Annotated in this window: 18 protein-coding genes and 2 tRNA genes; 5 read left to right on the plus strand and 15 right to left on the minus strand. The window is 58.4% G+C overall.

The genetic code is table 11. The features are described 5' to 3' along the window. The first annotated feature begins 91 nt into the window (after positions 1-91). The 5 genes from pgi to C4J90_RS22365 all read left to right on the plus strand — a co-directional run bounded on the left by pgi (position 92) and on the right by C4J90_RS22365 (position 9,550). The gene (gene pgi, locus C4J90_RS22345; RefSeq protein WP_124420834.1) at positions 92-1,756 is read left to right on the plus strand and encodes a glucose-6-phosphate isomerase; all 1,665 of its coding nucleotides are present in this window, start codon (positions 92-94) and stop codon (positions 1,754-1,756) included. Between the two features lie 104 nt (positions 1,757-1,860). Next, positions 1,861-3,798, plus strand: coding sequence for an acetate--CoA ligase (acs, locus tag C4J90_RS22350; protein WP_124420835.1), 1,938 nt, complete (start codon positions 1,861-1,863; stop codon positions 3,796-3,798). 125 nt (positions 3,799-3,923) lie between these two features. Continuing rightward, positions 3,924-4,940 carry a class I SAM-dependent rRNA methyltransferase gene (locus C4J90_RS22355; protein WP_124420836.1) on the plus strand — a complete coding sequence of 339 codons (1,017 nt, stop codon included), beginning with the start codon at positions 3,924-3,926 and terminating at the stop codon, positions 4,938-4,940. 87 nt (positions 4,941-5,027) lie between these two features. Continuing rightward, the gene (locus tag C4J90_RS22360) at positions 5,028-7,961 is read left to right on the plus strand and encodes a DUF748 domain-containing protein (RefSeq protein ID WP_124420837.1); all 2,934 of its coding nucleotides are present in this window, start codon (positions 5,028-5,030) and stop codon (positions 7,959-7,961) included. Between the two features lie 257 nt (positions 7,962-8,218). Next, on the plus strand, positions 8,219-9,550 hold the full coding sequence (locus tag C4J90_RS22365; RefSeq protein WP_124420083.1) for an IS110 family transposase: 1,332 nt from the start codon (positions 8,219-8,221) through the stop codon (positions 9,548-9,550). Between the two features lie 305 nt (positions 9,551-9,855). Here C4J90_RS22365 and C4J90_RS22370 read toward each other — a convergent pair whose 3' ends face one another. From C4J90_RS22370 to ftsH, 15 genes are all read right to left on the minus strand, one after another. After that, entirely contained in the window at positions 9,856-10,476 is a 621-nt protein-coding gene (locus C4J90_RS22370) for a BON domain-containing protein (RefSeq protein ID WP_124420838.1), read from the minus strand. Positions 10,477-10,772: 296 nt separating this feature from the next. Further along, positions 10,773-12,878: a polyribonucleotide nucleotidyltransferase gene (gene pnp, locus C4J90_RS22375; protein WP_124420839.1), complete on the minus strand. Its 2,106-nt coding sequence runs from the start codon at positions 12,876-12,878 to the stop codon at positions 10,773-10,775. A gap of 194 nt (positions 12,879-13,072) precedes the next feature. Next, positions 13,073-13,342: a 30S ribosomal protein S15 gene (gene rpsO / locus C4J90_RS22380; protein WP_003176135.1), complete on the minus strand. Its 270-nt coding sequence runs from the start codon at positions 13,340-13,342 to the stop codon at positions 13,073-13,075. Positions 13,343-13,458: 116 nt separating this feature from the next. Beyond that, on the minus strand, positions 13,459-14,376 hold the full coding sequence (gene truB, locus C4J90_RS22385; RefSeq protein WP_003176136.1) for a tRNA pseudouridine(55) synthase TruB: 918 nt from the start codon (positions 14,374-14,376) through the stop codon (positions 13,459-13,461). A gap of 3 nt (positions 14,377-14,379) precedes the next feature. Continuing rightward, a complete protein-coding gene (rbfA, locus tag C4J90_RS22390) occupies positions 14,380-14,775 on the minus strand; it encodes a 30S ribosome-binding factor RbfA (protein WP_003176137.1) in 396 nt (131 codons plus the stop codon). A gap of 159 nt (positions 14,776-14,934) precedes the next feature. Further along, complete coding sequence (gene infB / locus C4J90_RS22395) at positions 14,935-17,451, minus strand: translation initiation factor IF-2 (protein ID WP_124364436.1); 2,517 nt, start codon at positions 17,449-17,451, stop codon at positions 14,935-14,937. Positions 17,452-17,478: 27 nt separating this feature from the next. Further along, positions 17,479-18,960: a transcription termination factor NusA gene (gene nusA / locus C4J90_RS22400; protein WP_057725019.1), complete on the minus strand. Its 1,482-nt coding sequence runs from the start codon at positions 18,958-18,960 to the stop codon at positions 17,479-17,481. Between the two features lie 47 nt (positions 18,961-19,007). Further along, on the minus strand, positions 19,008-19,466 hold the full coding sequence (rimP, locus tag C4J90_RS22405; RefSeq protein WP_164484568.1) for a ribosome maturation factor RimP: 459 nt from the start codon (positions 19,464-19,466) through the stop codon (positions 19,008-19,010). 140 nt (positions 19,467-19,606) lie between these two features. After that, positions 19,607-19,683 (minus strand) — tRNA-Met (locus C4J90_RS22410). A 96-nt stretch (positions 19,684-19,779) separates the two neighbouring features. Next, a tRNA-Leu gene (locus tag C4J90_RS22415) sits at positions 19,780-19,865 on the minus strand. Between the two features lie 21 nt (positions 19,866-19,886). Beyond that, positions 19,887-20,270, minus strand: a complete 384-nt coding sequence (secG, locus tag C4J90_RS22420; protein WP_010206600.1) for a preprotein translocase subunit SecG — start codon at positions 20,268-20,270, stop codon at positions 19,887-19,889. A gap of 4 nt (positions 20,271-20,274) precedes the next feature. Continuing rightward, positions 20,275-21,030 carry a triose-phosphate isomerase gene (tpiA, locus tag C4J90_RS22425; RefSeq protein ID WP_003194193.1) on the minus strand — a complete coding sequence of 252 codons (756 nt, stop codon included), beginning with the start codon at positions 21,028-21,030 and terminating at the stop codon, positions 20,275-20,277. Between the two features lie 66 nt (positions 21,031-21,096). Continuing rightward, a complete protein-coding gene (glmM, locus tag C4J90_RS22430; protein ID WP_124368380.1) occupies positions 21,097-22,434 on the minus strand; it encodes a phosphoglucosamine mutase in 1,338 nt (445 codons plus the stop codon). Positions 22,435-22,450: 16 nt separating this feature from the next. Further along, positions 22,451-23,302: a dihydropteroate synthase gene (gene folP, locus C4J90_RS22435; RefSeq protein WP_124364439.1), complete on the minus strand. Its 852-nt coding sequence runs from the start codon at positions 23,300-23,302 to the stop codon at positions 22,451-22,453. Positions 23,303-23,310: 8 nt separating this feature from the next. Continuing rightward, positions 23,311-25,221, minus strand: a complete 1,911-nt coding sequence (ftsH, locus tag C4J90_RS22440) for an ATP-dependent zinc metalloprotease FtsH (RefSeq protein ID WP_124364440.1) — start codon at positions 25,219-25,221, stop codon at positions 23,311-23,313. Between the last annotated feature and the right edge of the window lie 167 nt (positions 25,222-25,388).

Below are 25,388 nucleotides of genomic sequence, written 5' to 3' on the forward strand. Positions count from 1 at the left end.
CCGGAACCCGTGGCCAGTTAAAAGACTGGATGTTCCGGATTTTGAAGTGTCCTAAAAGGCAGTCCCTGTAATAAAAAGGAAACCCGCAGCGATGGCGTACTACCGCACCCCTCATGACGTTACCGCGCTGCCCGCCTGGCAAGCGCTCAATCAACATCGCCAAGCCATGCAGGATTTCAGCATGCGCGAGGCCTTCAATGCCGACCCCCAGCGTTTTTCAGAATTCACCCTGAGCAGCTGCGGGCTTTTCCTCGATTACTCGAAAAACCTGATCACCCGCGAAACCCGCGACCTGCTGGTGGGCCTGGCCAACGAAGTCGGCCTTAAAGACGCGATCAACTCGCTGTATGCCGGCGAGCCGGTCAACTCCTCCGAAGGCCGCCCAGCATTGCACACCGCCCTGCGCCGTCCGGTAGGCGACAAGTTGTCGGTCAACGGCGTGAACATCATGCCGGACGTGCACAAAGTGCTGAACCAGATCACTGACCTGGTTGGCCGCATCCACGACGGCCTGTGGCGTGGCTACACCGAGAAGCCGATCACCGACGTGGTGAACATCGGCATCGGTGGTTCGTTCCTCGGCCCGGAGCTGGTCTCCGAAGCGCTGCTGTCCTACGCCCACAAAGGCGTGCGCTGTCATTACCTGGCGAACATCGACGGCAGCGAGTTTCACGAGCTGACCATGAAGCTGCGCGCCGAGACCACGCTGTTTATCGTCTCGTCCAAGTCCTTCAACACCCTCGAAACCCTGAAGAATGCCCAGGCCGCCCGCGCCTGGTACTTGGCGCAGGGCGGCTCGGAAGCCGAGCTGTACCGCCACTTCATCGCCGTGTCGAGCAACAACGCAGCGGCCGTGGCGTTCGGTATCCGCGAAGAAAACATCTTCCCGATGTGGGACTGGGTCGGCGGTCGTTACTCGCTGTGGTCCGCGATCGGCTTGCCCATTGCCTTGGCGATCGGCATGTCCAACTTCAAGGAACTGCTGTCCGGTGCCTACACCATGGACCAGCATTTCCAGAACGCGCCGTTCGAAGACAACATGCCGGTGCTGCTGGGCTTGCTGGGCGTGTGGTACGGCAATTTCTGGGGTTCGCAGAGCCATGCGATCCTGCCGTACGACCACTACCTGCGTAACATCACCAAGCATTTGCAGCAGTTGGATATGGAATCCAATGGCAAGAGCGTGCGCCAGGACGGCACGCCGGTCGCCACCGATACTGGCCCGGTCATCTGGGGCGGCGTGGGCTGCAACGGGCAACACGCTTATCACCAGTTGCTGCACCAAGGCACCCAACTGATCCCGGCTGACTTCATCGTGCCGATCGTGAGTTTCAACCCGGTCTCCGACCACCATCAGTGGCTCTACGCCAACTGCCTGTCCCAGAGCCAGGCATTGATGCTTGGCAAGACCCGCGCCGAAGCCGAAGCCGAGCTGCGCGAAAAAGGCATCCCCGAAGCTGAAGTTCAGAAACTGGCGCCGCACAAGGTGATCCCGGGCAACCGCCCGAGCAACACCATCGTGGTCGAACGCATCAGCCCCCGTCGCCTCGGCGCGCTGGTTGCCATGTATGAACATAAAGTGTTCGTCCAGAGCGTGATCTGGGGCATCAACGCCTTCGACCAATGGGGCGTCGAGTTGGGTAAAGAGCTGGGCAAAGGTGTCTACAACCGCCTGACCGGCGCCGAAGAAACCTCGGCCGAAGATGCTTCGACCCAGGGCCTGATCAACTACTTCCGCGGCCGTCACCGCGGCTGATCCGGCGACTTCAAGGCCAATGTCCGTTTGGACGTTGGCCTTGAACCCTCTCTCCTCAGGGTGCATCTTTATGACTTGTCGCAAAACAAGAATAAGGAGCGCTCATGTTCGATATCAGCCAATTCCCCCGCGCCGATGCCGTCCGCCGGGCTGCGCAACTCAGTCAAGATGAGTATCAGCGTCTCTATCGCCAATCCATCGAACAGCCGGACACCTTCTGGGCCGACCAGGCCAAGAGCTTTCTCGATTGGATAACACCGTGGCACACCGTCCATAGCGCCGACATCAACACCGGCGCTGCGCAATGGTTTGCCGGCGGCCAACTGAACGTCAGCTACAACTGCATCGACCGTCATCTGCCCCAGCGTGCCGATCAGCCGGCCTTCATCTGGGAAGGCGATGATCCGACACAATCCTCCACCATCACTTACCGCCAACTTCATCAAAACGTCAGCCGCCTGGCCAACGTACTGAAGAGCCGTGGCGTAAGCAAAGGCGACCGGGTGTGCATTTATATGCCAATGATCCCGGAAGCGGCCTACGCCATGTTGGCCTGCACACGCATTGGCGCGGTGCACTCGGTGGTATTTGGCGGATTCTCACCGGACGCCCTGCGCGACCGCATACTGGATGCTGACTGTCGCACGGTCATCACAGCCGATGAAGGCGTACGCGGCGGCAAACCGGTCGCGCTGAAACACAACGTGGATAAAGCGCTGGCCAGTTGCCCGAACGTCAGCACCGTCCTGGTGGTCCAGCGCACCGGCGCAAACGTGAACTGGAACGAAGGCCGCGACCTCAAGTATCAACAGGCCCTGGAGGCCGCGAGCGATGATTGCCCGCCCGAACCGATGGACGCCGAGGCCCCGCTGTTCATTCTTTATACCTCCGGCAGTACAGGCAAACCCAAGGGCGTCTTGCACAGCACCGGCGGCTATCTGCTGCACGTGGCGATGACCTTCAAGTACGTACTGGACTACCGCGAGGGCGAAGTGTTCTGGTGCACCGCCGACGTGGGCTGGGTTACCGGCCACAGCTACATCGTCTATGGCCCCCTGGCCAATGGCGCTACGTCGTTGATGTTCGAAGGTGTGCCAAGCTACCCGGACAGCTCGCGCTTCTGGCAGGTCATCGACAAACACCAGGTGAATATTTTCTACACCGCGCCGACCGCATTGCGCGCCCTGATGCGTGAAGGCCACGGCCCGCTGCAAAGCACTTCCCGCGCCAGCTTGCGCCTGCTGGGCAGCGTCGGTGAGCCGATCAACCCGGAAGCCTGGGACTGGTACTTCAACGCCGTCGGCGAACAGCGCTGCCCGATTGTCGATACCTGGTGGCAAACCGAAACCGGCGGCATCATGCTCAGCCCGCTGGCCAGCGCCCAGCTTATCAAGCCAGGGTGTGCCACCCAGCCGATGTTCGGCGTGCAACCGGTGCTGCTGGATGAACAAGGCAAGGAAATCAGCGGTGCCGGCAGTGGCGTGCTCGCGATCAAAGCCAGCTGGCCGGGGCAGATTCGCAGCGTCTATGGCGATCCGCAACGCATGCTCGACACCTACTTCAAACCCTACCCCGGCTACTACTTCACCGGCGACGGCGCGCGGCGCGATGAGGACGGCGATTACTGGATCACCGGGCGGATCGATGATGTCATTAATGTATCGGGCCATCGCATCGGGACGGCCGAAGTCGAAAGCGCCCTGGTGCTGCATGACCTGGTCGCCGAGGCCGCGGTGGTCGGCTACCCCCACGACGTCAAAGGCCAGGGCATTTATGCGTTCGTCACCCCAATGAATGGCGTCGAACCCAGCGACGCGCTGAAAAAGCACCTGCTGGAGTTGGTCAGCAAGGAAATCGGCAGCTTCGCCAAGCCGGAACTGATCCAATGGGCGCCCGCCCTGCCAAAAACCCGCTCAGGCAAGATCATGCGCAGGATTTTGCGCAAGATTGCCTGCAACGAGCTCGACAGCCTAGGCGATACCTCGACGCTGGCCGACCCGAGCGTGGTGGATGGCCTGATCAACGCACGCCTGAACCGATAGCAACGCTTGAACGGATAGCAACACCTGAACCGATAGCCTCGAAATAACCCCCGGCCTGTTCAGGCCGGGGCTGTTAAACTGCGCGCCCCCTTTGTACTCATTTACCCGCAAGCAAGGCGCGCTCCATGACTCCCTTGAACCAGGCGCTGCGCGCCGCTCTCGATCATCGCCAAGACCTGATCAGTGAACTGCATGCCCAAGGTACCGATTGCTACCGTTTGTTCCACGGCAGCCAGGAAGGCGCCGGCGGCCTGACAATCGACCGCTACGGTCCGCAATTGTTGGTGCAGAGCTTCCACCAATCCCTGCAAAGCGCTGATCTGTTGGACCTGCACCAACTGATCAACCACTACATGGGCCTGGAGTTGCTGCTGGTATACAACGACCGCTCCCGGGGCAATTCGCGCATCGACCGTGAAGACGCGGTATACCGCGCCGAACCTGCCGCACTGGAAGACCTGGTCGGTCACGAATGGGGCCTTAATTACCGTGTGCGTGGACGGCATGCCGGGCAGGACCCGCTGCTGTTTCTCGACCTGCGCAACACTCGCGGCTGGGTCAAGGACCACAGCGCCGGTAAAAGCGTGCTCAACCTGTTCGCCTACACCTGCGGCGTCGGCTTGAGCGCCGCTGCCGGTGGCGCACGCGAGGTCTGCAACCTGGACTTTGCCGAGGGCAACCTGGCCGTAGGGCGCGAGAACGGCCTGCTTAACCCGCACTTGCCGACGATGGAATTCGTGCAGTCCGATTATTTTCCGGCCATTCGCCAGCTGGCCGGCCTTGCGATCACCCAGCGCCGTGGCCAGAAACTGCCGAGCTATCCGCGCCTGGAACAGCGCCAGTATGACCTGGTGCTACTCGATCCCCCCGCCTGGGCCAAAAGCGCGTTCGGCACCGTCGACCTGTTGCGCGACTACCAAAGCCTGCTCAAGCCGGCATTGTTAGCCACCGCCGATAATGGTGTGCTCATTTGCTGCAACAACCTGGCGAAAGTGAGCATGGAGGACTGGCGCGAACAGGTGCTGCGTTGCGCGGAAAAAGCCGGACGCCCTGTACGCGATTGGCAGGCTATGGCGCCGGGAGCCGACTTTCCGTCGAAAGATCAGCAACCTCCGCTGAAGACCCTGATCCTGCAATTGTAGGAAGTTTCCCAAGCCCTGCGGTTCTTCGGAACCGAAATCCCGTGCCATACTCCAAGGCACTCTCGTTCGACATAGATGGCGTCACCCATGCCCAAAGGATTGATCCGCGCCCTAGGCGCCTTGTTGACCGCCCTTGCGTTGTACAGCTTGCTGGGCTTCCTGATTCTGCCCGGCATTGCCCTTCGCATTGCCAACCAACAGTTGGCCGATTACGCGACGGTACCGGCGCGTATCGAGCGTATCGAGCTCAACCCCTTCAGCCTGGAGCTGACGCTATGGGGCCTGAAGATCGGTGAACCGGGCAAGGAACAGCTGGGTTTCGAGCGCCTCTACGCCAACCTGCAGATCGACAGCCTCTGGACCCGCGCCCTGCACCTGGCCGATGTGCAACTCGATCAGCCCAAGACCGAACTGCTCTTCGACAAGTCCGGTCAACTGAACCTGGCGCAGTTGTTCAAGTTGCCGCCGAGCGAACCAACCCCCGCCGACCCCGATGCCAAGCCTTTCCCGCTGCGTATCGACAGCATCAAGCTGGCGCGCGGTTATGTGCACTTCCAGGATCTGCGCCCCAGCGAACCCATCGAATTTCTCTACGACACACTCGACTTCGAGCTGAAAAACCTCAGCACCTTGCCGGAAGATAACGCCGACATGACCCTGGTGGCCGCCGGCCCCGAGGGTGGGCAGATCGACTGGAAAGGCAACTTCAGCCTGGTACCGATCACCTCCGAAGGCTCGCTGAAAGTCACCGACGGCAAGATGAAAGCCTGGTGGCCGTACGTGCGCGATGCGTTGCCGCTGGTGCTCGAGGACGGTGTGCTCAATTTCAGCACCGACTATAAATTCAGCCTGGCCAAAGAGACCGAACTGAACCTGACCAACACCGCCGCCAGCATCGCGCCCTTTGCGATCAAGGCGCCGGATGGCCGGCCCTTGGCACGCCTGGAACGCCTGGACGTCAGCGAGACCACGGTAGACCTGGCCAAACAGAAGGTGGTGATCGGCAAGATCCGCAGCAACAAGCTGGAAACCTGGGCTGCCCGCGAAGCCGATGGGCAACTGGATTGGCAAAAACTGTTCGCCAGCCAACCCGGCAAACCGGCCAAACCCCCGGAGCCCGCCTCCGCGCCAGCCACGGCCGATTCGCCTGAAGCGCCACCGGCGGCGCCGAATAAACCCTGGCAAGTGCTGCTCAAGGATGTGCAACTGCGCAATTACCAGGTGCACTTGGCTGACCGTCAGGCCAACCCTGCGGTAGCCCTGGAGCTGGGCCCGTTGAACGTCGACGTGCAGAACTTCGACAGCCTCAACCAGAGCCCTTTTAGCTTGAAAGTCGACACCGGCCTTGGCAAGCAGGGCAAGATTCAGGCAACCGGCGAGGTCAACCTGAACCCGGTCAGCGCCAAGCTGAAGGTGAACACCCAAGACATTGACCTGCGTGTCGCCCAAGCCTACATCAGCCCGTTCATCCGCCTGGAGCTGCGCAGCGGCATGCTCGGCAGCAACCTGGACGTGAACCTGAAAAGCACCGAGCCGCTGGCCCTCCAGGTCACCGGCCGGGCGCAGATAGATCAGTTGCACACCCTCGACACCCTCAAGTCCCGCGACTTTCTCAAATGGCAGCGGCTGATGCTGGAGGGCGTCAATTACCAGCATGGCGACAGCCTGACGATCGACAAGGTCAACCTGCTGCAGCCCTATGCGCGCTTCATGATCAACGATGACCGCACCACCAACATTGACGACCTGCTGATTCCACAGCCGGCCGACAGCGGTACCAAGCCAGCGGCCAAGTCGGCATCAAGCAAAGACAAACCGCTGGGCATCCGCATCGGCCAGATTGCGATCAACGACGGCTCGGCCAATTTCGCCGACTTCAGCCTCACGCCCAACTTCGCCACCGCGATTCAACAACTCAACGGCCAGATCGGCACCATTGACAGTCGCCAGGCCAAGCCGGCCAGCGTCGACATCAAGGGCAAGGTAGACCGTTATGCGCCAGTGACCATCAAGGGCAGCGTAAACCCGTTTGACCCCATGGCAGCGCTGGACATCGCGACCAGCTTCAAACGCGTCGAGTTGACCACCCTGACCCCCTACTCGGGCAAATTCGCAGGCTTTCGAATCCGCAAGGGTCGCCTCAACCTGGACTTGCATTACATGATCACCAAAGGCCAGTTGAAGGCCGAGAACAAGGTGGTGGTGGAGCAGCTGCAACTGGGTGAGAAGGTCGACAGCGCCGATGCCGTGGACTTGCCGATTCGCCTGGCAATTGCCCTGCTCAAGGACAGCGACGGCAAGATCTCCATCGAATTGCCGGTCACCGGTGACTTGAACAATCCACAATTCAGCGTGATGCCGATTGTGTGGCAAACCCTGCGTAACCTCGTGGTACGCGCAGCCACGGCGCCCTTCAAGTTTATTGGCGGGCTGGTCACCGGCGGCGGCTCGGAAGACCTGGGTAATGTGTCGTTCGCCGCAGGCTCCAGTGAATTGAATAAAGACGCCGAAGGCGCCCTCAACACGCTGGCCAAGGCCCTCAAGGAACGCCCTGCCCTGCGCCTGGAAATCGAAGGGACCGCAGCGGCCAGCAGTGACGGCCCGTTGCTGGCCGCACAACGGCTGGAGCGTGAGTACCAGTACAACTACTACAAAATCCTGCAGCGTCGCGGCGATAAAGTCCCGGCCCAGGCGTCATTGCTTGTCGTGCCGGAGAAGGAAAAGCCGCCTTTGCTGGAAGGCATTTACCGTACCCGCCTGAAACAGCAACCGCCGGCCGAATGGAAAGACCTGGGTAACGATGAGCGCACAGCCAGGCTCAAGGACGGCGTGATCAAGTTCTGGAGTGGCAGTGACGTGCTGCTGCGCCAGCTGGGCCAGGACCGCGCCAGTACCATCAAGGATTATCTGGTGGATAAGGCGCAGCTGGAAGACGACCGCGTGTACTTCATTGATGCGCAGTTGGGGCAGGCCGAGAAGGATGGCCGGGTCGTTACGCCGATGCACCTGGATGCTGAGTAACTAATGTGGGAGGTCCCACTAAGTCTTCGACGTAGCGCTGTCGCGCATCAAACTGGTTCATCGTAAGGTTGAAGAACGCGTGCGGGGCAAAGGCCGTAGCCAACACTGGTGTGACAGCACCCGAGTGGGAGAGTGGCCTGCACGGTATCGGCGTGGAGTCATTGTCGGCACAGCAAAGCTGTGACCACGTATAAGAGAGTGAATCCGCTCGCCACCGTGTACCCCGCCCGCGTCGTTCAATCCTGCGAGGAATTGTCATGACGCGCAAGAACCAAAAGCGTTTTGAGGTTATCCATCCGGACTGCGCTGCCGTTGATGTGGGCGGCAGTGAGCATTTGGCCGCTGTTGATCCGACCAAATGCGATGATCCGGTTAAGCGGTTTTCAACCTTCACCGATGATTTGCATGCCATGGCCGATTGGTTTGAATCCATGGGCGTCAAGGTGGTGGCGATGGAGGCGACTGGAGTTTATTGGATCCCGCTCTTTGAAATACTCGATAGACGAGGGTTTGAAGTCTATCTCGTGAATTCCCGTGCGACCCGGCAAATAACCGGTCGCAAGTCCGACGTACTGGATTGTCAGTGGATCCTTCAGCTCATGACGCACGGGCTGCTGCGAGGCGCTTTTCGGCCCTCGGACGATGTGTGTTCATTGCGCTCACTGGTCCGTCAGCGTGGCAATAAGGTCCGCGACCAAGCCAAGGCCCTCAACCGGATGCAAAAGGCTTTGGTCCAGATGAACATCCAACTGGCTCAAGTCATCAGCAACATTGCCGGGGTGACAGGCATGAGTATTTTGCGGGCAATCGTTGATGGAGAACGTGACCCCGAAGTACTTGCCATGCTTAGAGACAAGCGCGTCAAAGCCGACCAGGCCACTGTCGCCCGAAGTTTGCGGGGTAACTGGCGAGCTGAGCATTTGCATGCACTGAGTCAGGAACTGGCGGCTTACGACTTCCTTGAAAAACAGATTGGTGAATGCGACCTAGCCATCGCCTTTGCACTTGAACGGTTGCCTGTTCTTCAAGACGAGGTCGTGCTCCCAGCTAAAACGCTGCGCAACCCACACCGCTCCACTGAGCAGCAATTGACCCTGCATCGAGCGCTGAATAAGGTGATGGGGGTAGATTTAACCGCAATTCCTACTATCGGCATCGATACGGCGTTGGTTTTGGCTAGCGAATTGGGATCGGACTTGTCGCGGTTTCCGACCTCACAGCACTTCTGTTCCTGGCTGGGCCTCGCGCCGCCAACGCGAATTTCGGGAGGAAAACCCTTGCCCGGGAAATCTCTAAAAGTGATTAACCGAGCTGCACAGGCTTTAAAGCAAGCCGCTTCTATCGCACGCAATGATAAAAGCTTTATCGGAGCAAGCCATCGGGCGCGCCTAACCCGAATGGATACTTGCTGCGCAATCAAGGCGACAGCGCATCAACTGGCCCGGCTGATTTACGCGATGCTGACTAAAGGTCAACCGTACGTTGAAAAAGGAATCGAGGAGTTTGAAGAAAAAAGCCGTGACCGGCAGATGCGCGCCTTGGAGCGCAAGGCGCGTAAGTTAGGAATGCAGCTGGTTAAAGCGGCTTGAAATTAAGAGCAAAAACAATGAGTTATTTTTTGTTTGATAAGAGGGGGCTTGCCCCCGATGGCGGTAGTTCAGTCAATGATACGTCGACTGCTACACCGCTATCGGGGGCAAGCCCCCTCCCACATTTCTAGCCTCGCCTGGCCAGCAAATTATTGCGCGCCACATAGAACAGGCCCCGACACAGAGTGCCGGGGCCTGTAATGACCACATCCGTGTGGTCGGTCGCATGAACTCCAGAGGTGCATGGGGTGGATATCTGACTCACCCTACGCCGCCGCCATCCAGTTCAGACGAAACCTGCAGCGTTACTCTGCTTTCAGGCCATCGGCCGATACAGCTTTAACGCCTTTGATTTTCTTGGTGATCGCAACAGCCGTTTCTTTCTGCGCGGCGGTCACTGCGGTAGGGGAAGACAGGGACACAACGCCTTTGTTGGTTTCAACCTTGATGTCGGTGCCAGGAATACCTTTCTCGGTAACCAGGTCAGCTTTCACTTTGGTGGTGATCCAAGTGTCGCTGGTGGCGCCTTTGGCGTCAGCCGCTGCACCTTTGGTTTTGTCGATGCCGTCAGCCTTGGTAGCGCCGCCAGCCAGCAGGCCATCAGCAGAAACAGCGGTCACACCTTTGATTTTCTTGGTGATCGCTACGGCAGTCGCTTTCTGCGAGTCAGAGATAGCTACGTCGGAGGACAGGGAAACCACGCCTTTGTTGGTTTCAACCTTGATGTCCGAACCTGGGATGCCTTTCTCAGTCAGCAGATCAGCTTTGACTTTAGTGGTGATCCAAGTGTCCGAGGTAGACTCTTTGGCTTTGGTCACTTCACCTGCCGCCAAGGTCATCGGGGCTTGGGAAGTGTGAGCAAAGGCTACGTTAGCACCCATGGCCAGAGTCAGAGCGGTAGCAGTAGCGAGAGCGAACTTCTTCATACGAGTAACTCCTGTTTTATTAAAAGACTGCAGTACATAAATCTTGGTGCTGCAGCGCTACTAGGGTTAGTGCAGGCAGTGTGCCAAGTCGCCAAACAGCTAAAACTCCTTATAAAACAACAAGTTAAAAAAACATCTGATTTTCGTAATCGTGCAACTTGCATGAAGGTCATCGTGCCTGCATGCAAGTTGCGGCTTTTGGGAGGGGCTAAACAGCTGATTCCGCTTCACTTTCTCGCACGCATAAAAAAAGGACTCCGTAGAGTCCTTTCTTTCAGCGTGAAGCTTGCGGGTAATTAAACGCCCGAAGCCTTGGCTGCTGCTACGTCCTTGATGGACAGTTTGATACGGCCGCGGTTGTCCACGTCCAGCACCAACACTTCCACTTCCTGGCCTTCTTTCAGAATGTCGGTCACTTTCTCAACGCGAGCGTCGCTCAGCATGGAGATGTGAACCAGACCGTCTTTGCCCGGCAGGATGTTGACGAAGGCACCGAAGTCGACGATGCGCTCAACCTTACCGACGTAGATCTTGCCGATTTCGGCTTCAGCGGTGATACCCAGGACGCGCTGACGTGCAGCTTCAGCCGCTTCCTTGGTTTCGCCGAAGATCTTGATCGAACCGTCGTCTTCGATATCGATCGAGGCCTTGGTTTCTTCACAGATCGCACGGATGGTCGCGCCGCCTTTACCGATGACATCACGGATTTTGTCGGTGTCGATTTTCATCGCGATCATGGTCGGAGCATTTTCCGACAGCTCGGTACGCGACTGGCCAATGATCTGGTTCATCTGGCCGAGGATGTTCAGGCGCGCTTCCAGGGCCTGGCCCAGAGCGATTTCCATGATCTCTTCGGTGATGCCCTTGATCTTGATGTCCATCTGCAGCGCGGTCACGCCTTTGGCAGTACCCGCCACCTTGAAGTCCATGTCGCCCAGGTGGTCTTCGTCGCCCAGGATGTCGGTCAGGATGGCGAACTTCTCGCCTTCTTTAACCAGGCCCATGGCGATACCGGCAACCGGCGCCTTCATCGGCACACCGGCGTCCATCAATGCCAGCGAAGCACCGCAAACGGAAGCCATGGAGCTGGAACCGTTGGACTCGGTGATTTCCGATACAACACGAATGGTGTACGGGAATACGTCAGCGGCCGGCAGCATGGCCTGGACCGAACGACGGGCCAGACGGCCGTGACCGATTTCGCGACGACCAGCACCACCCATGCGACCACACTCGCCCACCGAGAACGGAGGGAAGTTGTAGTGCAGCATGAACGGGTCTTTTTTCTCGCCTTCCAGGGTGTCCAGCAGCTGTGCGTCACGGGCGGTGCCCAGCGTCGCGACTACCAGGGCCTGGGTTTCACCACGGGTGAACAGCGCCGAACCGTGAGTCTTCGGCAGAACGCCGACTTCAATGTTCAGCGGGCGCACGGTGCGGGTGTCGCGACCGTCGATACGCGGCTTGCCGTTGACGATGTTTTCGCGAACGGTGCGGTATTCGATTTCACCGAAGGCTGCTTTGACGTCGCTGGCGGAAGGCTGGCCTTCTTCACCGGACAGCTTGGCCACGACCTGGTCCTTCAACTCGCCCAGGCGAGCGTAACGGTCGGCCTTGACGGTGATGGTGTAGGCATCGGAGATGGCAGCACCGAACTCTGCGCGGATAGCGCCCAGCAGTGCGGTGGCTTCTGGCTGTGGAGCCCAGGCCCAGGTTGGCTTGGCGGCTTCGGCAGCCAGTTCTTTAACCGCATTGATCACAACCTGGAACTCGTCGTGAGCAAACAGTACGGCGCCCAGCATCTGGTCTTCGGTCAGCTCTTTGGCTTCCGATTCCACCATCAATACCGCTTCCGAGGTACCGGCAACGACCATGTCCAGGCTCGAGGCTTTCTGTTGCTCGTAAGTCGGGTTCAGCAGGTAGCCGGTGCTTTCGTGGAAAGCAACGCGAGCTGCGCCGATCGGGCCATCGAAAGGAATGCCGGAGATGGCCAGTGCAGCCGAGGTACCGATCATCGCAGCGATGTCCGGATCGGTTTTCTTGCTGGTGGAAACGACGGTGCAGACAACCTGCACTTCGTTCATGAAGCCTTCTGGGAACAGCGGACGGATCGGACGGTCGATCAGTCGGGAAGTCAGGGTTTCTTTCTCGGAAGGACGGCCTTCGCGCTTGAAGAAACCGCCAGGGATCTTACCGGCAGCGTAAGTCTTTTCCTGGTAGTGAACGGACAGAGGGAAAAAGCCTTTGCTCGGGTCAGCGGTCTTGGCGCCAACCACGGTCACCAGTACGGTAACGTCGTCGTCAACGGTAACCAGCACTGCGCCGGAGGCTTGACGGGCGATACGGCCTGTCTCGAGGGTAACGGTCGACTGACCGAACTGGAATTTTTTGATAACCGGGTTCACGGTGTCCTACCTTCTTTGTGGCTCTTGGGGAACTTGTTTTCTTGCGAAATTCTTGGGCAATGTCGGGAATCGGCCCAACCCTTGTCCAGGGTAAAACGTGTATCCAGATAAAACTTGAGGCTGGGAGCCTGCCATGGGCCAGCGGGAATCCCACTGACACACGGCAGACAACCAACCTCTAGCGCAATCGCTGATTAGCGACGCAGACCCAGGCGACCGATCAGAGCCTGATAACGACCCAGATCCTTGCCTTTCAGGTAGTCCAGCAGCTTACGGCGCTGGTTTACCATGCGGATCAGACCACGACGGGAGTGGTGATCTTTACCGTTGGCCTTGAAGTGACCTTGCAGTTTGTTGATGTTGTGGGTCAGCAGTGCAACTTGCACTTCTGGCGAACCAGTGTCACCAACAGCTTGCTGATAGTCAGCTACGATTTGTGCTTTTTCTTGAACGTCGAGAGCCATGAGGCAATCCTTTTTTTCAGGAAACCATCCAAAGGATGATCTCAATAGGCCGAGGGCATACCCTCGTATCTATAAATGAGAAGTGACCATGCCTATTAACAGCCACCCTCGTTCGGTCATTCTGACCGAATCAGTCGACGCGGCGCGATGCGCCCGTCTTCGCTCACTTCACCGATACCGATAAAGCGACCGTTATGATCCTGTACTCGCACCATGCCGAACTTCGGGGCATCCGGGGCGCGTACCGGCTGGCCGTTGAGCCAGTAGAACGCGCTGTGTTCCGAGAAGTGCAGCAATGGCCAATCCAGCAAACCGCTGTCCGAGGGCATCAGGAAGCGATCTACCGCTTCGTTGCCGCCTTCGGCGTGTACCGCTTCGAGCTCTTCCAGCGTGACCGTCTGGGCCAGGGTGAAAGGGCCGGCTTGTGTACGTCGCAGTTCGGCAACGTATGCGCCACAGCCCAGTTGCTCACCAATATCTTCCACCAGGGTACGGATATAGGTGCCTTTGCTGCAGTCCACTGCCAATCGGGCGGTGTCACCTTCACAGGCGAGCAATTCCAGCCGGGCAATAGTAACAGAACGCGGTTCACGCTCCACCACTTCACCCGCACGTGCCAGCTTGTAAAGAGGTTGCCCGTCACGCTTGAGAGCCGAGTACATCGGCGGTATCTGGCTGATTTGCCCACGGAAAGCGGGTAAGGCGGCTTCAATATCGGCACGACCAACGGTCACATCGCGAACCTGCAACACATCACCTTCGGCGTCGGCCGTGGTGGTGGTCTTGCCCAGTTGCATCAGGGTTTCATAACCCTTGTCGGAATCGAGCAGGTATTGCGAGAACTTGGTCGCCTCGCCAAAGCACAACGGCAGCACGCCAGTGGCCAGCGGGTCGAGGCTACCGGTGTGCCCGGCCTTTTCGGCATTGAGCAGCCAGCGAACCTTCTGCAACGCGGCATTGGAGGTAAAGCCAATGGGCTTGTCGAGCAGAATGATGCCACTGACGTTACGGCGGATACGTTTGACCTGAGCCACCGCTTACTCCTTGGCGTCTTCAGGTGTGGACGGGTGCTGGCTGTCTTCAGCCACGGCGCGCTCGATCAGTGCCGACAAATGTGCGCCACGTACGACGCTTTCGTCGTAGTGGAAGTGCAACTGTGGAACGCTGCGCAATTTCATTTCACGGGCCAACTGCATGCGCAGGAAACCTGCGGCCGAGTTGAGCACCTTGATGCTTTGCGCGATTTCTTCGCTGTTGTCCTGGCCCATCACGGTAATGAAGATTTTGGCGTGACCCACGTCACGGCTCACTTCAACGGCGGTGATGGTGACCAGGCCAACGCGCGGGTCTTTGACTTCGCGACGGATCAGTTGAGCCAGCTCACGCTGCATCTGATCGCCGATACGTTGGGTACGGCTGTATTCTTTTGCCATGTCTTGTTACCTGTTGCTGCCACACGGTGAAACCCGTGGGGTCTGAAAGCGGCAAACGCCCGGCCTGACAAAAGCCAGACCGGGCGTTGCGTTTAGAGTCCGTACGCTGCGCGGGGCATTTGCATGCCCACACGCGGCGTGGCTCCGGAAGTGCGCGAGTTAGAGGCTGCGAGCAACCTGGACCTTCTCGTAGACTTCGATCTTGTCGCCAGGCTTGACGTCGTTGTAGCTCTTGACGCCGATACCACATTCCATGCCGGCACGTACTTCAGAAGCGTCATCCTTGAAGCGGCGCAGGGATTCCAGCTCGCCTTCGAAGATAACGATGTCTTCACGCAGTACACGGATTGGACGGTTACGGTGCACAACACCTTCAATAACCATGCAACCGGCGATCGCGCCGAATTTCGGCGAGCGGAACACGTCACGCACCTCGGCAACACCCAGGATATTCTCCCGAACGTCGCTGCCAAGCATGCCGGTAAGGGCTTTCTTGACGTCTTCGATGATGTCGTAGATGACGTTGTAGTAACGCATGTCCAGGCCTTCCTGCTCGACGATCTTGCGAGCGCCAGCATCGGCACGCACGTTGAAGCCGAACAGTACAGCGTTGGAAGCCAGTGCCAGGTTGGCGTCGGACTCGGTAATACCACCGACACCGCCACCGACAACGCGCACTTGCACTTCGTCGTTACCCAGGCCGTTCAAGGCGCCGTTCAACGCTTCGAGGGAACCGCGTACGTCAGATTTGAGAACGATATTAAGCGTCTTCTTCTCTGCCTGGCCCATGTTCTCGAAGATGTTTTCCAGCTTGCCGGCGTGAGCACGAGCCAGTTTGACTTCGCGGAACTTGCCTTGACGGAACAGAGCCACTTCACGGGCTTTCTTCTCGTCGGCAACCACGCTCATCTCGTCGCCAGCGTCCGGGGTACCGTCCAGGCCGAGGATCTCGACAGGGATGGAAGGACCGGCTTCCTTGATTGGCTTGCCGTTCTCGTCGAGCATGGCACGCACGCGGCCATAGTTCGAACCGACCAACACCATGTCGCCTTGGCGCAGGGTACCGTCTTGAACCAAGACGGTTGCAACCGGGCCGCGACCTTTGTCGAGACGCGATTCAACCACAACACCACGGCCTGGAGCCGATGGAGTTGCTTTCAGTTCGAGTACTTCAGCCTGCAGCAGGACTGCTTCGAGCAGTTCGTCCACGCCAGTACCGACTTTGGCCGAGACCGAAACGAACGGCGTATCACCGCCCCACTCTTCGGACGTCACGCCGTGAACCGACAGTTCGCTACGGATGCGATCGAGATCGGCGCCCGGCTTGTCGATCTTGTTCACTGCAACAACCAGTGGAACGCCAGCGGCCTTGGCATGCTGGACAGCTTCAATGGTCTGCGGCATCACGCCGTCGTCCGCTGCAACGACCAGGATCACGATGTCAGTCGCCTTGGCACCACGGGCACGCATTGCGGTAAACGCGGCGTGACCTGGGGTGTCGAGGAAGGTGACCATGCCGCGCTCGGTTTCAACGTGGTACGCACCGATGTGCTGGGTGATACCACCGGCTTCGCCAGCAGCTACCTTGGCACGACGGATGTAGTCGAGCAGGGATGTCTTACCGTGGTCAACGTGGCCCATTACGGTCACGACTGGCGCGCGGGAGAACGTCTCGCCTTCAAACTTCAGGGACTCGGCCAGGGAATCTTCCAGGGCGGTGTCGCTGACCAAGGTCACTTTGTGGCCCAGTTCTTCGGCTACCAGCTGAGCAGTTTCCTGATCAAGCACCTGGTTGATGGTCGCTGGAGTACCCAGTTTGAACATGAACTTGATGATTTCAGCAGCCTTGACCGACATCTGATTGGCGAGATCGCCAACGGTGATGGTCTCGCCGATCTGCACATCACGCACGACAGGGCCGGTTGGGCTCTGGAAACCGTGGGCGTTGCGTTTTTTCAGCTTGGCCTTGCCGCGACCACCGCGACGGAAGCTATCGCTCTCTTCGTCGGTAGTACGTGGGGCAACGCGCGGAGCAGGCGCTTTCTCTTTGACCGAGGCACGATGTGGAGCGTTTTTACGCTCGCCATCGCCACCACCACCGCGACGATTGTTATCGTCGGCACGTGGTTTGTCCGGACGACGAGGTTCGTCGCGCTTGCGGGCATCTGCTGCAGGAGCAGGTGCGGCAGCCACCGGAGCGGCCTCACGCACAGCTTCAACAGGCGCGGCAACCGCGTCAGTGTTAGCAGGTTGCGCAGCAGTAGGCTGGCGACGCGCTTCTTCTTCGGCGCGACGCTTGGCTTCTTCTTCAGCCTTCTGACGAGCAGCATTTTCTACTGCGCGACGCTCTTCAAGTTCGCGTTTGCGCTCGGCTTCGATTTCTTCCGGGCTGCGCTGTACGAAGACTTTCTTCTTGCGTACTTCAACGCTGATGCTCTTGCTACCCGCTACACGCAGGGTGCTGGTGGTTTTGCGCTGCAATGTAATCTTGCGCGGTTCTTCCACTTTCGCCTTGTGGCTGCTCTTCAAGTGAGTCAGCAAAGACTGCTTCTCACTATCGCTCACACCTTCATCGGCGGCGGTGTGCGGCAGACCTGCCTCACGCATCTGCTGCAACAGGCGCTCTACCGGTGTTTTGACCTCATCGGCCAGTTGTTTCACCGTGACTTGCGTCATGCACTTCTCTCCTCAGGCCGCGCCTAATTACTCGAACCAATGGGCTCGGGCGGCCATGATCAACTTGCCGGCACGATCTTCGTCAATGCCGTCGATGTCGAGCAGATCGTCAATAGACTGCTCGGCCAGGTCTTCGCGGGTAATTACGCCGCGCACCGCCAGTTCCATCGCCAAATCCTTGTCCATACCCTCAAGCGAGAGCAGGTCTTCGGCCGGATGGGCGTCTGCCAGCTTTTCCTCAGTAGCGATGGCTTTAGTCAACAAACGATCCTTGGCCCGAGCGCGAAGCTCGTTGACGGTGTCTTCGTCAAAGCCGTCGATGTTGAGCATTTCTTCCAACGGTACGTAGGCAATCTCTTCCAGGCTGGTGAAGCCTTCATCTACCAGCACCTGAGCCAGGTCTTCATCGACTTCCAACTCTTCGATAAAGTTGCGCAGGATGTCGCCGGTTTCAGCTTGCTGCTTAGCCTGGATGTCCGATTCGGTCATCACGTTCAGGGTCCAACCGGTCAGTTGGCTGGCCAGACGCACGTTCTGACCACCACGACCAATGGCCTGAGCCAGATTGTCTGCGCCAACGGCGATGTCCATTGCATGGGCATCTTCGTCAACGATAATTGCCGCCACTTCAGCTGGCGACATGGCGTTGATCACGAACTGCGCCGGGTTATCGTCCCACAGGACGATGTCCACACGCTCACCGCCCAACTCACCCGACACTGCCTGGACGCGCGAACCGCGCATACCAATGCAAGCGCCCTGCGGGTCGATACGTTTGTCCTTGGAGCGGACCGCGATCTTGGCGCGCGAACCCGGGTCGCGGGACGCAGCCATGACTTCGATCAGGCCTTCGGCAATTTCCGGCACTTCGATACGGAACAGCTCGATCAGCATTTCCGGCGCGGTACGCGACAGGATCAACTGAGGGCCGCGGTTCTCGGTGCGGATTTCCTTGAGCAGCGCACGCAAGCGCACGCCGACACGGAAGGTTTCGCGAGAGATGATGTCTTCACGGGCCAGCAACGCTTCAGCATTGTTGCCCAGGTCGACGATCACGTTGTCGCGGGTGACTTTTTTCACGGTGCCGGAGATGATTTCACCCAGGCGCTCGCGATAGGCGTCGACGACTTGAGCACGCTCGGCTTCGCGAACCTTCTGCACGATGACCTGCTTGGCGGTCTGTGCAGCGATACGGCCGAACTCGATCGATTCGATCTTCTCTTCGACGACATCACCGACGTTGGCGCCAGGGTGCGTTTGCGCAACCTTGCTCGGCCAGGTTTCAATCGCCGGATCATCAAGATCGGCTTCTTCGACGACCGTCCAGCGACGGAAAGTCTCATAGGCACCGGTGTGGCGGTTGATTTCCACACGCAGATCAACTTCATCTTCAAAACGCTTTTTGGTAGCAGTGGCCAGGGCCAACTCCAGCGCTTCAAAAATCACGTTTGCCGGTACGCCCTTTTCATTGGATACCGACTCAACAACCAGCAGTACTTCTTTGCTCATCGTACGCCTCGCCTTTCGCAAGCCATTGGATCCGCGGGATCCGCGTCTCAGCCAAAACTGGGAATAATGTTGGCCTTGTCGATCATATCGATCGGCAACAGGAACTCATGGTCTTCTACCTGCACCACGACATCCTGCTCTTCTACACCGCGCAGAAGGCCCTGAAAGTTGCGTCGCCCTTCGAAGGGGGAGCGCAGCTTGATCTTCACTTGTTCACCGGCAAATTTTGCAAACTGCTCAATAGTGAACAGTGGGCGTTCCATGCCTGGCGAGGAAACTTCAAGGGTGTATTCAACGGCGATTGGATCTTCAACATCCAGGACACCGCTGATCTGACGGCTGACAATGGCACAATCGTCCACCAGCACGCCGCCCTCTTTATCGATATAAACGCGCAACATTGAGTGGCGACCTTGAGCCGAAAACTCAATACCCCAGCATTCATAGCCTAGGGCCACGACCACCGGGGCCAGCAAGGCCTGCAACTCTTCTAGCTTGCTCGACACCTGAACCCCCTCGTGCATGTATGTGCATGCTGTGCAAAATAAAAAAATGGGCGAAACGCCCATCCTTGAAACGCCGTCGAACAGCGGCGTTGAAAGTGTCCAGCTAACAAAAAGCCCCTTAAAAGGGGCTCCGCTAAAACTGGTTGCGGGGGCCGGATTTGAACCGACGACCTTCGGGTTATGAGCCCGACGAGCTACCAGACTGCTCCACCCCGCGACAAAGCTGGGGCGGAAGTATACGACCGATCCTTTACAGGGTCAATGTAACCTTCCACCTACAAGAAAGCCCGCAACAGCGGGCTCTCCTGATAATTGGTACCGAGAAGGGGACTCGAACCCCTACACCCTATGGGCACAACCACCTCAAGGTTGCGTGTCTACCAATTCCACCACCTCGGCAATACAGCGTTTACAACCTTCTTACTTCTGCTCTTGAGCTGGAGGCACGTCAGTCGCTGGAGTAGCCGACTTTTGCTCTTGAAGCACCGGGACATCATCAGAAGCCGGTTTTGCTTTTGGTACTTCCAACACTGCTGGGTTTGGCAAACCTACTTGAGTCAGCACATGAGCTTTCTCTTTAGCAAAGTAACCTAACCCTAAGCTGGTTATGAAGAAACCGGCGGCAAGTATAGCAGTAAACTTACTAAGAAAGGTAGAGGAACCTTGGCTTCCGAATACAGTATTTGAAGCACCTGCACCGAAAGACGCACCAGCATCCGCACCTTTGCCCTGTTGCAACAAAACCAGGGCAACTACGCCCAGGGCAGCCAACAGATGAAAAACGACTACGACTGTTTCCAGCATTTTTTCAGTTTCCCGCGGCGCGACAGATCGCACCGAACTCATCTGCATTCAGGGAAGCTCCACCAATGAGCCCCCCATCGATATCCGGCATGCCGAACAGTTCGACCGCATTGGCCGCCTTCACGCTGCCGCCGTATAGAAGACGCACACCTTGTGCGACTTCAGAATTCTCTGCCGCCAACTGCGCGCGGATGGCTGCGTGCACATCCTGCGCCTGTTGCGGTGTAGCAGTCAGCCCGGTGCCAATGGCCCAGACCGGCTCGTAAGCAATGACCGCTTTTGCAAACGCACCGACACCCAGCTCTTCGATGATGCTGCCCAGCTGACGCGAGACAACTTCAAGTGTCTTGCCCGACTCACGCTGCTCAAGGGTTTCCCCAATGCACAACACTGGAATCAAGCCACAAGCCTGTGCCGCTGCGAACTTGCGGTTGAGGGTCCCATCACGCTCGCCCATCATCTGACGACGCTCGGAGTGCCCGACAAGCACATAGGAACAGCCTGCATCAACCAGCTGACTCGGCGAAATCTCACCGGTCAACGCACCTTGCATGGGCTCCACCGCAGAATTCTGCGCGCCGACCTGAATCGACTTACCCTTCAAGCCATCAACCACCTGGTTGATATGCAAGCAAGGCGGGAACACCGCGACATCAACACCGCTAGGCAAGGCCAAGTGACGAAGGCCATTGATCAGCTCAGCGACACTGGCGCGGGTACCGTGCATCTTCCAGTTACCAGCTACCATAGTGCGACGCATGCTGTACCCCGTCGGTCAAAGTGGGCGCAGATGTTACCCAACCACATCACCACTGGCAAGCCGAATTCAGGCGCAAACTTCAGTTACCAGTTTTGCCAGGTCTTCGGCATGGCCGCGAACCTGTGTTTCGTCCTCGCCCTCGACCATCACCCGCACCAGAGGCTCTGTGCCGGACTTGCGCAATAACACACGCCCACGCCCAGCCATCGCCTGGGTCACGCGCTCGCACGCTTCTTTGACAGAAGGGTGCTCGATCGGGTTTGCGCCACCGGCGAAACGTACGTTGAGCAGTACCTGCGGACACTTGCGCAGCGCCTGTCGCGCTTGGGCTAGGCTTTCCTGACGGCGACGCAAGGCCAGAAGCACTTGCAGCGCAGCGATAATAGCGTCGCCCGTCGTGGTGTGCTGGAAGCACACCACATGACCCGAATTCTCGCCGCCCACCAGCCAGTTGCGCTCCAGCAGCTCGGCGATCACATAACGATCACCGACATTGGCCCGAATGAACGGAATGCCCAGCTCCGCCAATGCCAACTCAAGCCCGAGATTACTCATCAGGGTGCCAACGACACCGCCCTGCAGCTTGTTTCGCTCATGCAAGTCTCGGGCAATGATGAACAGCAGATCATCGCCATCCACGATCATGCCGGTGTGATCCACCATCAGCACGCGGTCGCCATCGCCATCGAATGCAATGCCCAGGTCCGCATGCTCAGCCAGAACGGCCGCCTGCAACTGCTCCATGTGCGTGGAGCCGCAGTTGTCGTTGATGTTCAACCCGTTAGGCTGGGCCGACAGCACGGTGACCTGCGCACCGAGTTCCTTGAATACGCTCGGCGCCACTTTGTAGGTCGCGCCATGGGCGCAATCGACGACAATCTTAAGCCCGGCAAAACTGGTGCTGCTCGGAACGCTGCTCTTACAGAACTCGATGTAGCGGCCGGAGGCATCATTGATGCGCGACACTTTGCCCAGCTTGCTGGACTCCACCACCGTCATCGGAGCATCCAGCAGCTCTTCGATCATCAGCTCGATCTCGTCCGGCAGTTTAGTGCCCTGCCCCGAGAAAAACTTGATGCCATTGTCATCATGGGGGTTGTGCGAAGCACTGATCACGATACCGGCTTCAGCGTGAAAGGTACGCGTCAGGTAGGCGATCGCCGGCGTCGGCATAGGGCCCAGCAGCATTACATCGGCGCCGGCAGCGGACAACCCGGCCTCCAGCGCGGATTCAAACATGTAGCCCGAAATACGCGTGTCCTTGCCAACCAGGATGCGGCACGCGCCCATGCTGCGGAACGCCATACCTGCCGCCCAACCCAGCTTGAGCATGAAATCCGGTGTAATCGGGTATTCACCGACCCGACCACGGATACCGTCGGTGCCAAAATATTTTTTAGTCATGAGTGCTCCATCATTCTTATTCGGCTGATTCTACAGCGGCGATCATGCGCACCACGTCCACCGTCTCGGCAACGTCATGCACACGCAAAATACGAGCGCCCTTGGTCACGGCAAGCGCAGCCAGCGCGAGGCCGCCAAACAAGCGCTCACCCACCGGGCGATTCAAGGCCTGCCCTATCATGCTTTTGCGCGAAACGCCGACCAACAGGGGCCGACCGAGGGCATGCAGGGCTTCCATATGTTTGAACAGGCTTAAATTATGTTGCAGGGTCTTGGCGAAGCCAAACCCCGGATCAAGGATGATCTTTTCAGGACCAATGCCCACGCGGGCACATTGAGCGACCCTGTCGGCAAGAAAACCACTGACTTCGCCCACCAGATCCTCGTAGTGCGGATTATCCTGCATATTGCCGGGCTCGCCCAGCATATGCATCAGACACACAGGCAGTCCAGTCGCCGCAGCGGCGTCGAGAGCACCGTCACGCCGCAACGCACGCACATCATTGATGAGCCCCGCCCCCAGGCGCGCAGTCTCACGCATCACTGCCGGCGTTGATGTATCCACGGAGATGATCACATCCAGCTCACGGGCGATGCGCTCGACAATCGGCGCCACCCGTTCCAGTTCCTCCACAGGAGAAACAGCGCGAGCCCCAGGCCGAGTCGACTCGCCGCCGACATCGATCAACGTTGCACCGGCAGCCACCATCGCCTCGGCATGACGCAGCGCGGCATCCTGCTGGCTGAAGCGGCCACCATCGGAAAACGAGTCTGGAGTGACGTTAAGAATGCCCATGACATGTGTATGGGCCAAATCAAGAACCCGGTTGCCGCAAGGCAACCGGGTGGAGGACGACGCGAAAATCATTTCAAACCTTAGTGGTCAGCTGCAGGGCCGCCGATCGGGGCTTCAGGACGCTCATTCTGCACCACTGGCGGAGTGCCCGAGGTACCCGAACCACCTTCCCAATCGCGCGGCTCCCGAGGTGTACGACCGGCCATGATGTCGTCGATCTGATCGGCATCAATGGTCTCGTACTTCATCAGCGCATCTGCCATCGCGTCCAGCTTGTCGCGATTGTCGGTGAGGATCTGCCTGGCCGTGCCGTAGCACTGGTCAATGATGCTGCGCACCTCGGAGTCGATCAGCTTGGCTGTCTCACCCGAGAAACTGGCGCTTTGACCGCCACCGCCACGTCCCAGGAATACCTCGCCTTCTTCCTCGGCATACATCAATGGACCGAGTTTTTCCGACAAGCCCCACTTGGTCACCATGTTCCGTGCGATCTGGCTGGCACGCATGATGTCGTTGGAAGCGCCGGTAGTCACCCCGTCGAAGCCCAGGGTCATTTCTTCCGCAATTCGACCGCCGTACAGCGAGCAGATCTGGCTGATCAGGGCGCGCTTGGAGAGGCTGTAACGATCCTCTTCCGGCAGGAACATCGTCACACCCAACGCACGACCGCGTGGAATGATCGACACCTTGTAGACCGGGTCATGCTCAGGCACAACGCGGCCAACAATGGCGTGACCTGCCTCGTGATAGGCGGTGTTCTGTTTTTCTTTCTCGGACATGACCATGGATTTGCGCTCAGCGCCCATCATGATCTTGTCCTTGGCCAACTCGAACTCTTTCATTTCAACGATGCGCTTGCCGGTGCGGGCCGCGAACAACGAAGCCTCGTTCACCAGGTTGGCAAGGTCGGCACCGGAGAAGCCTGGCGTACCACGGGCAATCACGCCCGGAGCCACGTCGTCGCCCATCGGCACTTTGCGCATGTGGACTTTAAGTATCTGCTCGCGACCACGGATATCCGGCAAGCCCACGACCACCTGACGGTCGAAACGGCCTGGACGCAGCAGCGCAGGGTCCAATACGTCCGGACGGTTGGTTGCGGCGATGACGATAATGCCGTCATTCATCTCGAAACCGTCCATCTCCACCAGCAACTGGTTGAGGGTCTGCTCACGTTCGTCATGACCGCCGCCCATGCCGGCGCCACGGTGGCGACCAACAGCGTCGATTTCGTCAATGAAGATGATGCATGGCGCGTGCTTCTTGGCCTGTTCGAACATATCGCGAACACGGCTGGCACCGACGCCGACGAACATCTCGACAAAGTCAGAACCGGAAATGGTGAAGAACGGCACCTTGGCTTCGCCGGCAATCGCCTTGGCCAGCAAGGTTTTACCGGTACCCGGCGGGCCGACCATCAGCACGCCGCGAGGAATACGCCCGCCCAGGCGCTGGAACTTGCCCGGATCGCGCAGGAACTCGACCAGTTCGCCCACTTCTTCCTTGGCTTCGTCGCAACCGGCGACATCCGCCAGGGTCGTTTTAACCTGGTCTTCCGAGAGCAGGCGTGCCTTGCTCTTGCCGAAGCTCATCGGCCCGCCCTTGCCTCCCGCACCACCTTGCATCTGGCGCATGAAGAACATGAACACGGCGATAATCACCAGGATCGGGAAGCTGGCTACCAGGAGCTGGGTCCAGATGCTCTGCTGCTCGGGCTGCTTGCCTTCCACGACGACCTTGTTGTCTACCAGGTCGCCGATCAGACCGTTGTCCTGAATGGCCGGACGAATGGTCTTGAAGCTGTCGCCATCGACACGCTTGCCGGTAATCACATAGCCATCAACCGCTACGCGCTCGACCTTGCCATCCTTAACTTGCTGGATGAAGTCGGAATAGTTGAGGGTCTGCGGCTCGTTAGGGCTGGAGAAGTTGTTCATCACTGTCACCAGGACAGCCGCGATGATCAACCACAGGATCAGATTCTTTGCCATATCGTTCAATTAACTACCCTCTGAAGCAAGCTCCGCTACTGGCGCGCGCTTCGCATGATATTCACCGGCCTAACTTACTACATTACCTACACCACTGGCAGGCGCCGTCTGTAACCCTTTGTGAAACTTTAACTACACAATATTCGTAAAGCTTCGTGACGAAAGCG

This window comes from Pseudomonas sp. R2-60-08W (genome assembly GCF_003852335.1).
Taxonomy (GTDB): domain Bacteria; phylum Pseudomonadota; class Gammaproteobacteria; order Pseudomonadales; family Pseudomonadaceae; genus Aquipseudomonas.

Bases quoted from the DNA above. Each gene is read 5' to 3' on its own strand.
- C4J90_RS22370 (WP_124420838.1), bottom strand. From the start codon at position 10,476: ATGAAGAAGTTCGCTCTCGCTACTGCTACCGCTCTGACTCTGGCCATG.
- C4J90_RS22365 (WP_124420083.1), top strand. From the start codon at position 8,219: ATGACGCGCAAGAACCAAAAGCGTTTTGAGGTTATCCATCCGGACTGC.
- C4J90_RS22360 (WP_124420837.1), top strand. From the start codon at position 5,028: ATGCCCAAAGGATTGATCCGCGCCCTAGGCGCCTTGTTGACCGCCCTT.
- C4J90_RS22355 (WP_124420836.1), top strand. From the start codon at position 3,924: ATGACTCCCTTGAACCAGGCGCTGCGCGCCGCTCTCGATCATCGCCAA.
- glmM (WP_124368380.1), bottom strand. From the start codon at position 22,434: ATGACTAAAAAATATTTTGGCACCGACGGTATCCGTGGTCGGGTCGGT.
- secG (WP_010206600.1), bottom strand. From the start codon at position 20,270: ATGCTGGAAACAGTCGTAGTCGTTTTTCATCTGTTGGCTGCCCTGGGC.
- tpiA (WP_003194193.1), bottom strand. From the start codon at position 21,030: ATGCGTCGCACTATGGTAGCTGGTAACTGGAAGATGCACGGTACCCGC.
- pgi (WP_124420834.1), top strand. From the start codon at position 92: ATGGCGTACTACCGCACCCCTCATGACGTTACCGCGCTGCCCGCCTGG.
- ftsH (WP_124364440.1), bottom strand. From the start codon at position 25,221: ATGGCAAAGAATCTGATCCTGTGGTTGATCATCGCGGCTGTCCTGGTG.
- acs (WP_124420835.1), top strand. From the start codon at position 1,861: ATGTTCGATATCAGCCAATTCCCCCGCGCCGATGCCGTCCGCCGGGCT.
- folP (WP_124364439.1), bottom strand. From the start codon at position 23,302: ATGATTTTCGCGTCGTCCTCCACCCGGTTGCCTTGCGGCAACCGGGTT.
- rpsO (WP_003176135.1), bottom strand. From the start codon at position 13,342: ATGGCTCTCGACGTTCAAGAAAAAGCACAAATCGTAGCTGACTATCAG.
- rbfA (WP_003176137.1), bottom strand. From the start codon at position 14,775: ATGGCAAAAGAATACAGCCGTACCCAACGTATCGGCGATCAGATGCAG.
- infB (WP_124364436.1), bottom strand. From the start codon at position 17,451: ATGACGCAAGTCACGGTGAAACAACTGGCCGATGAGGTCAAAACACCG.
- nusA (WP_057725019.1), bottom strand. From the start codon at position 18,960: ATGAGCAAAGAAGTACTGCTGGTTGTTGAGTCGGTATCCAATGAAAAG.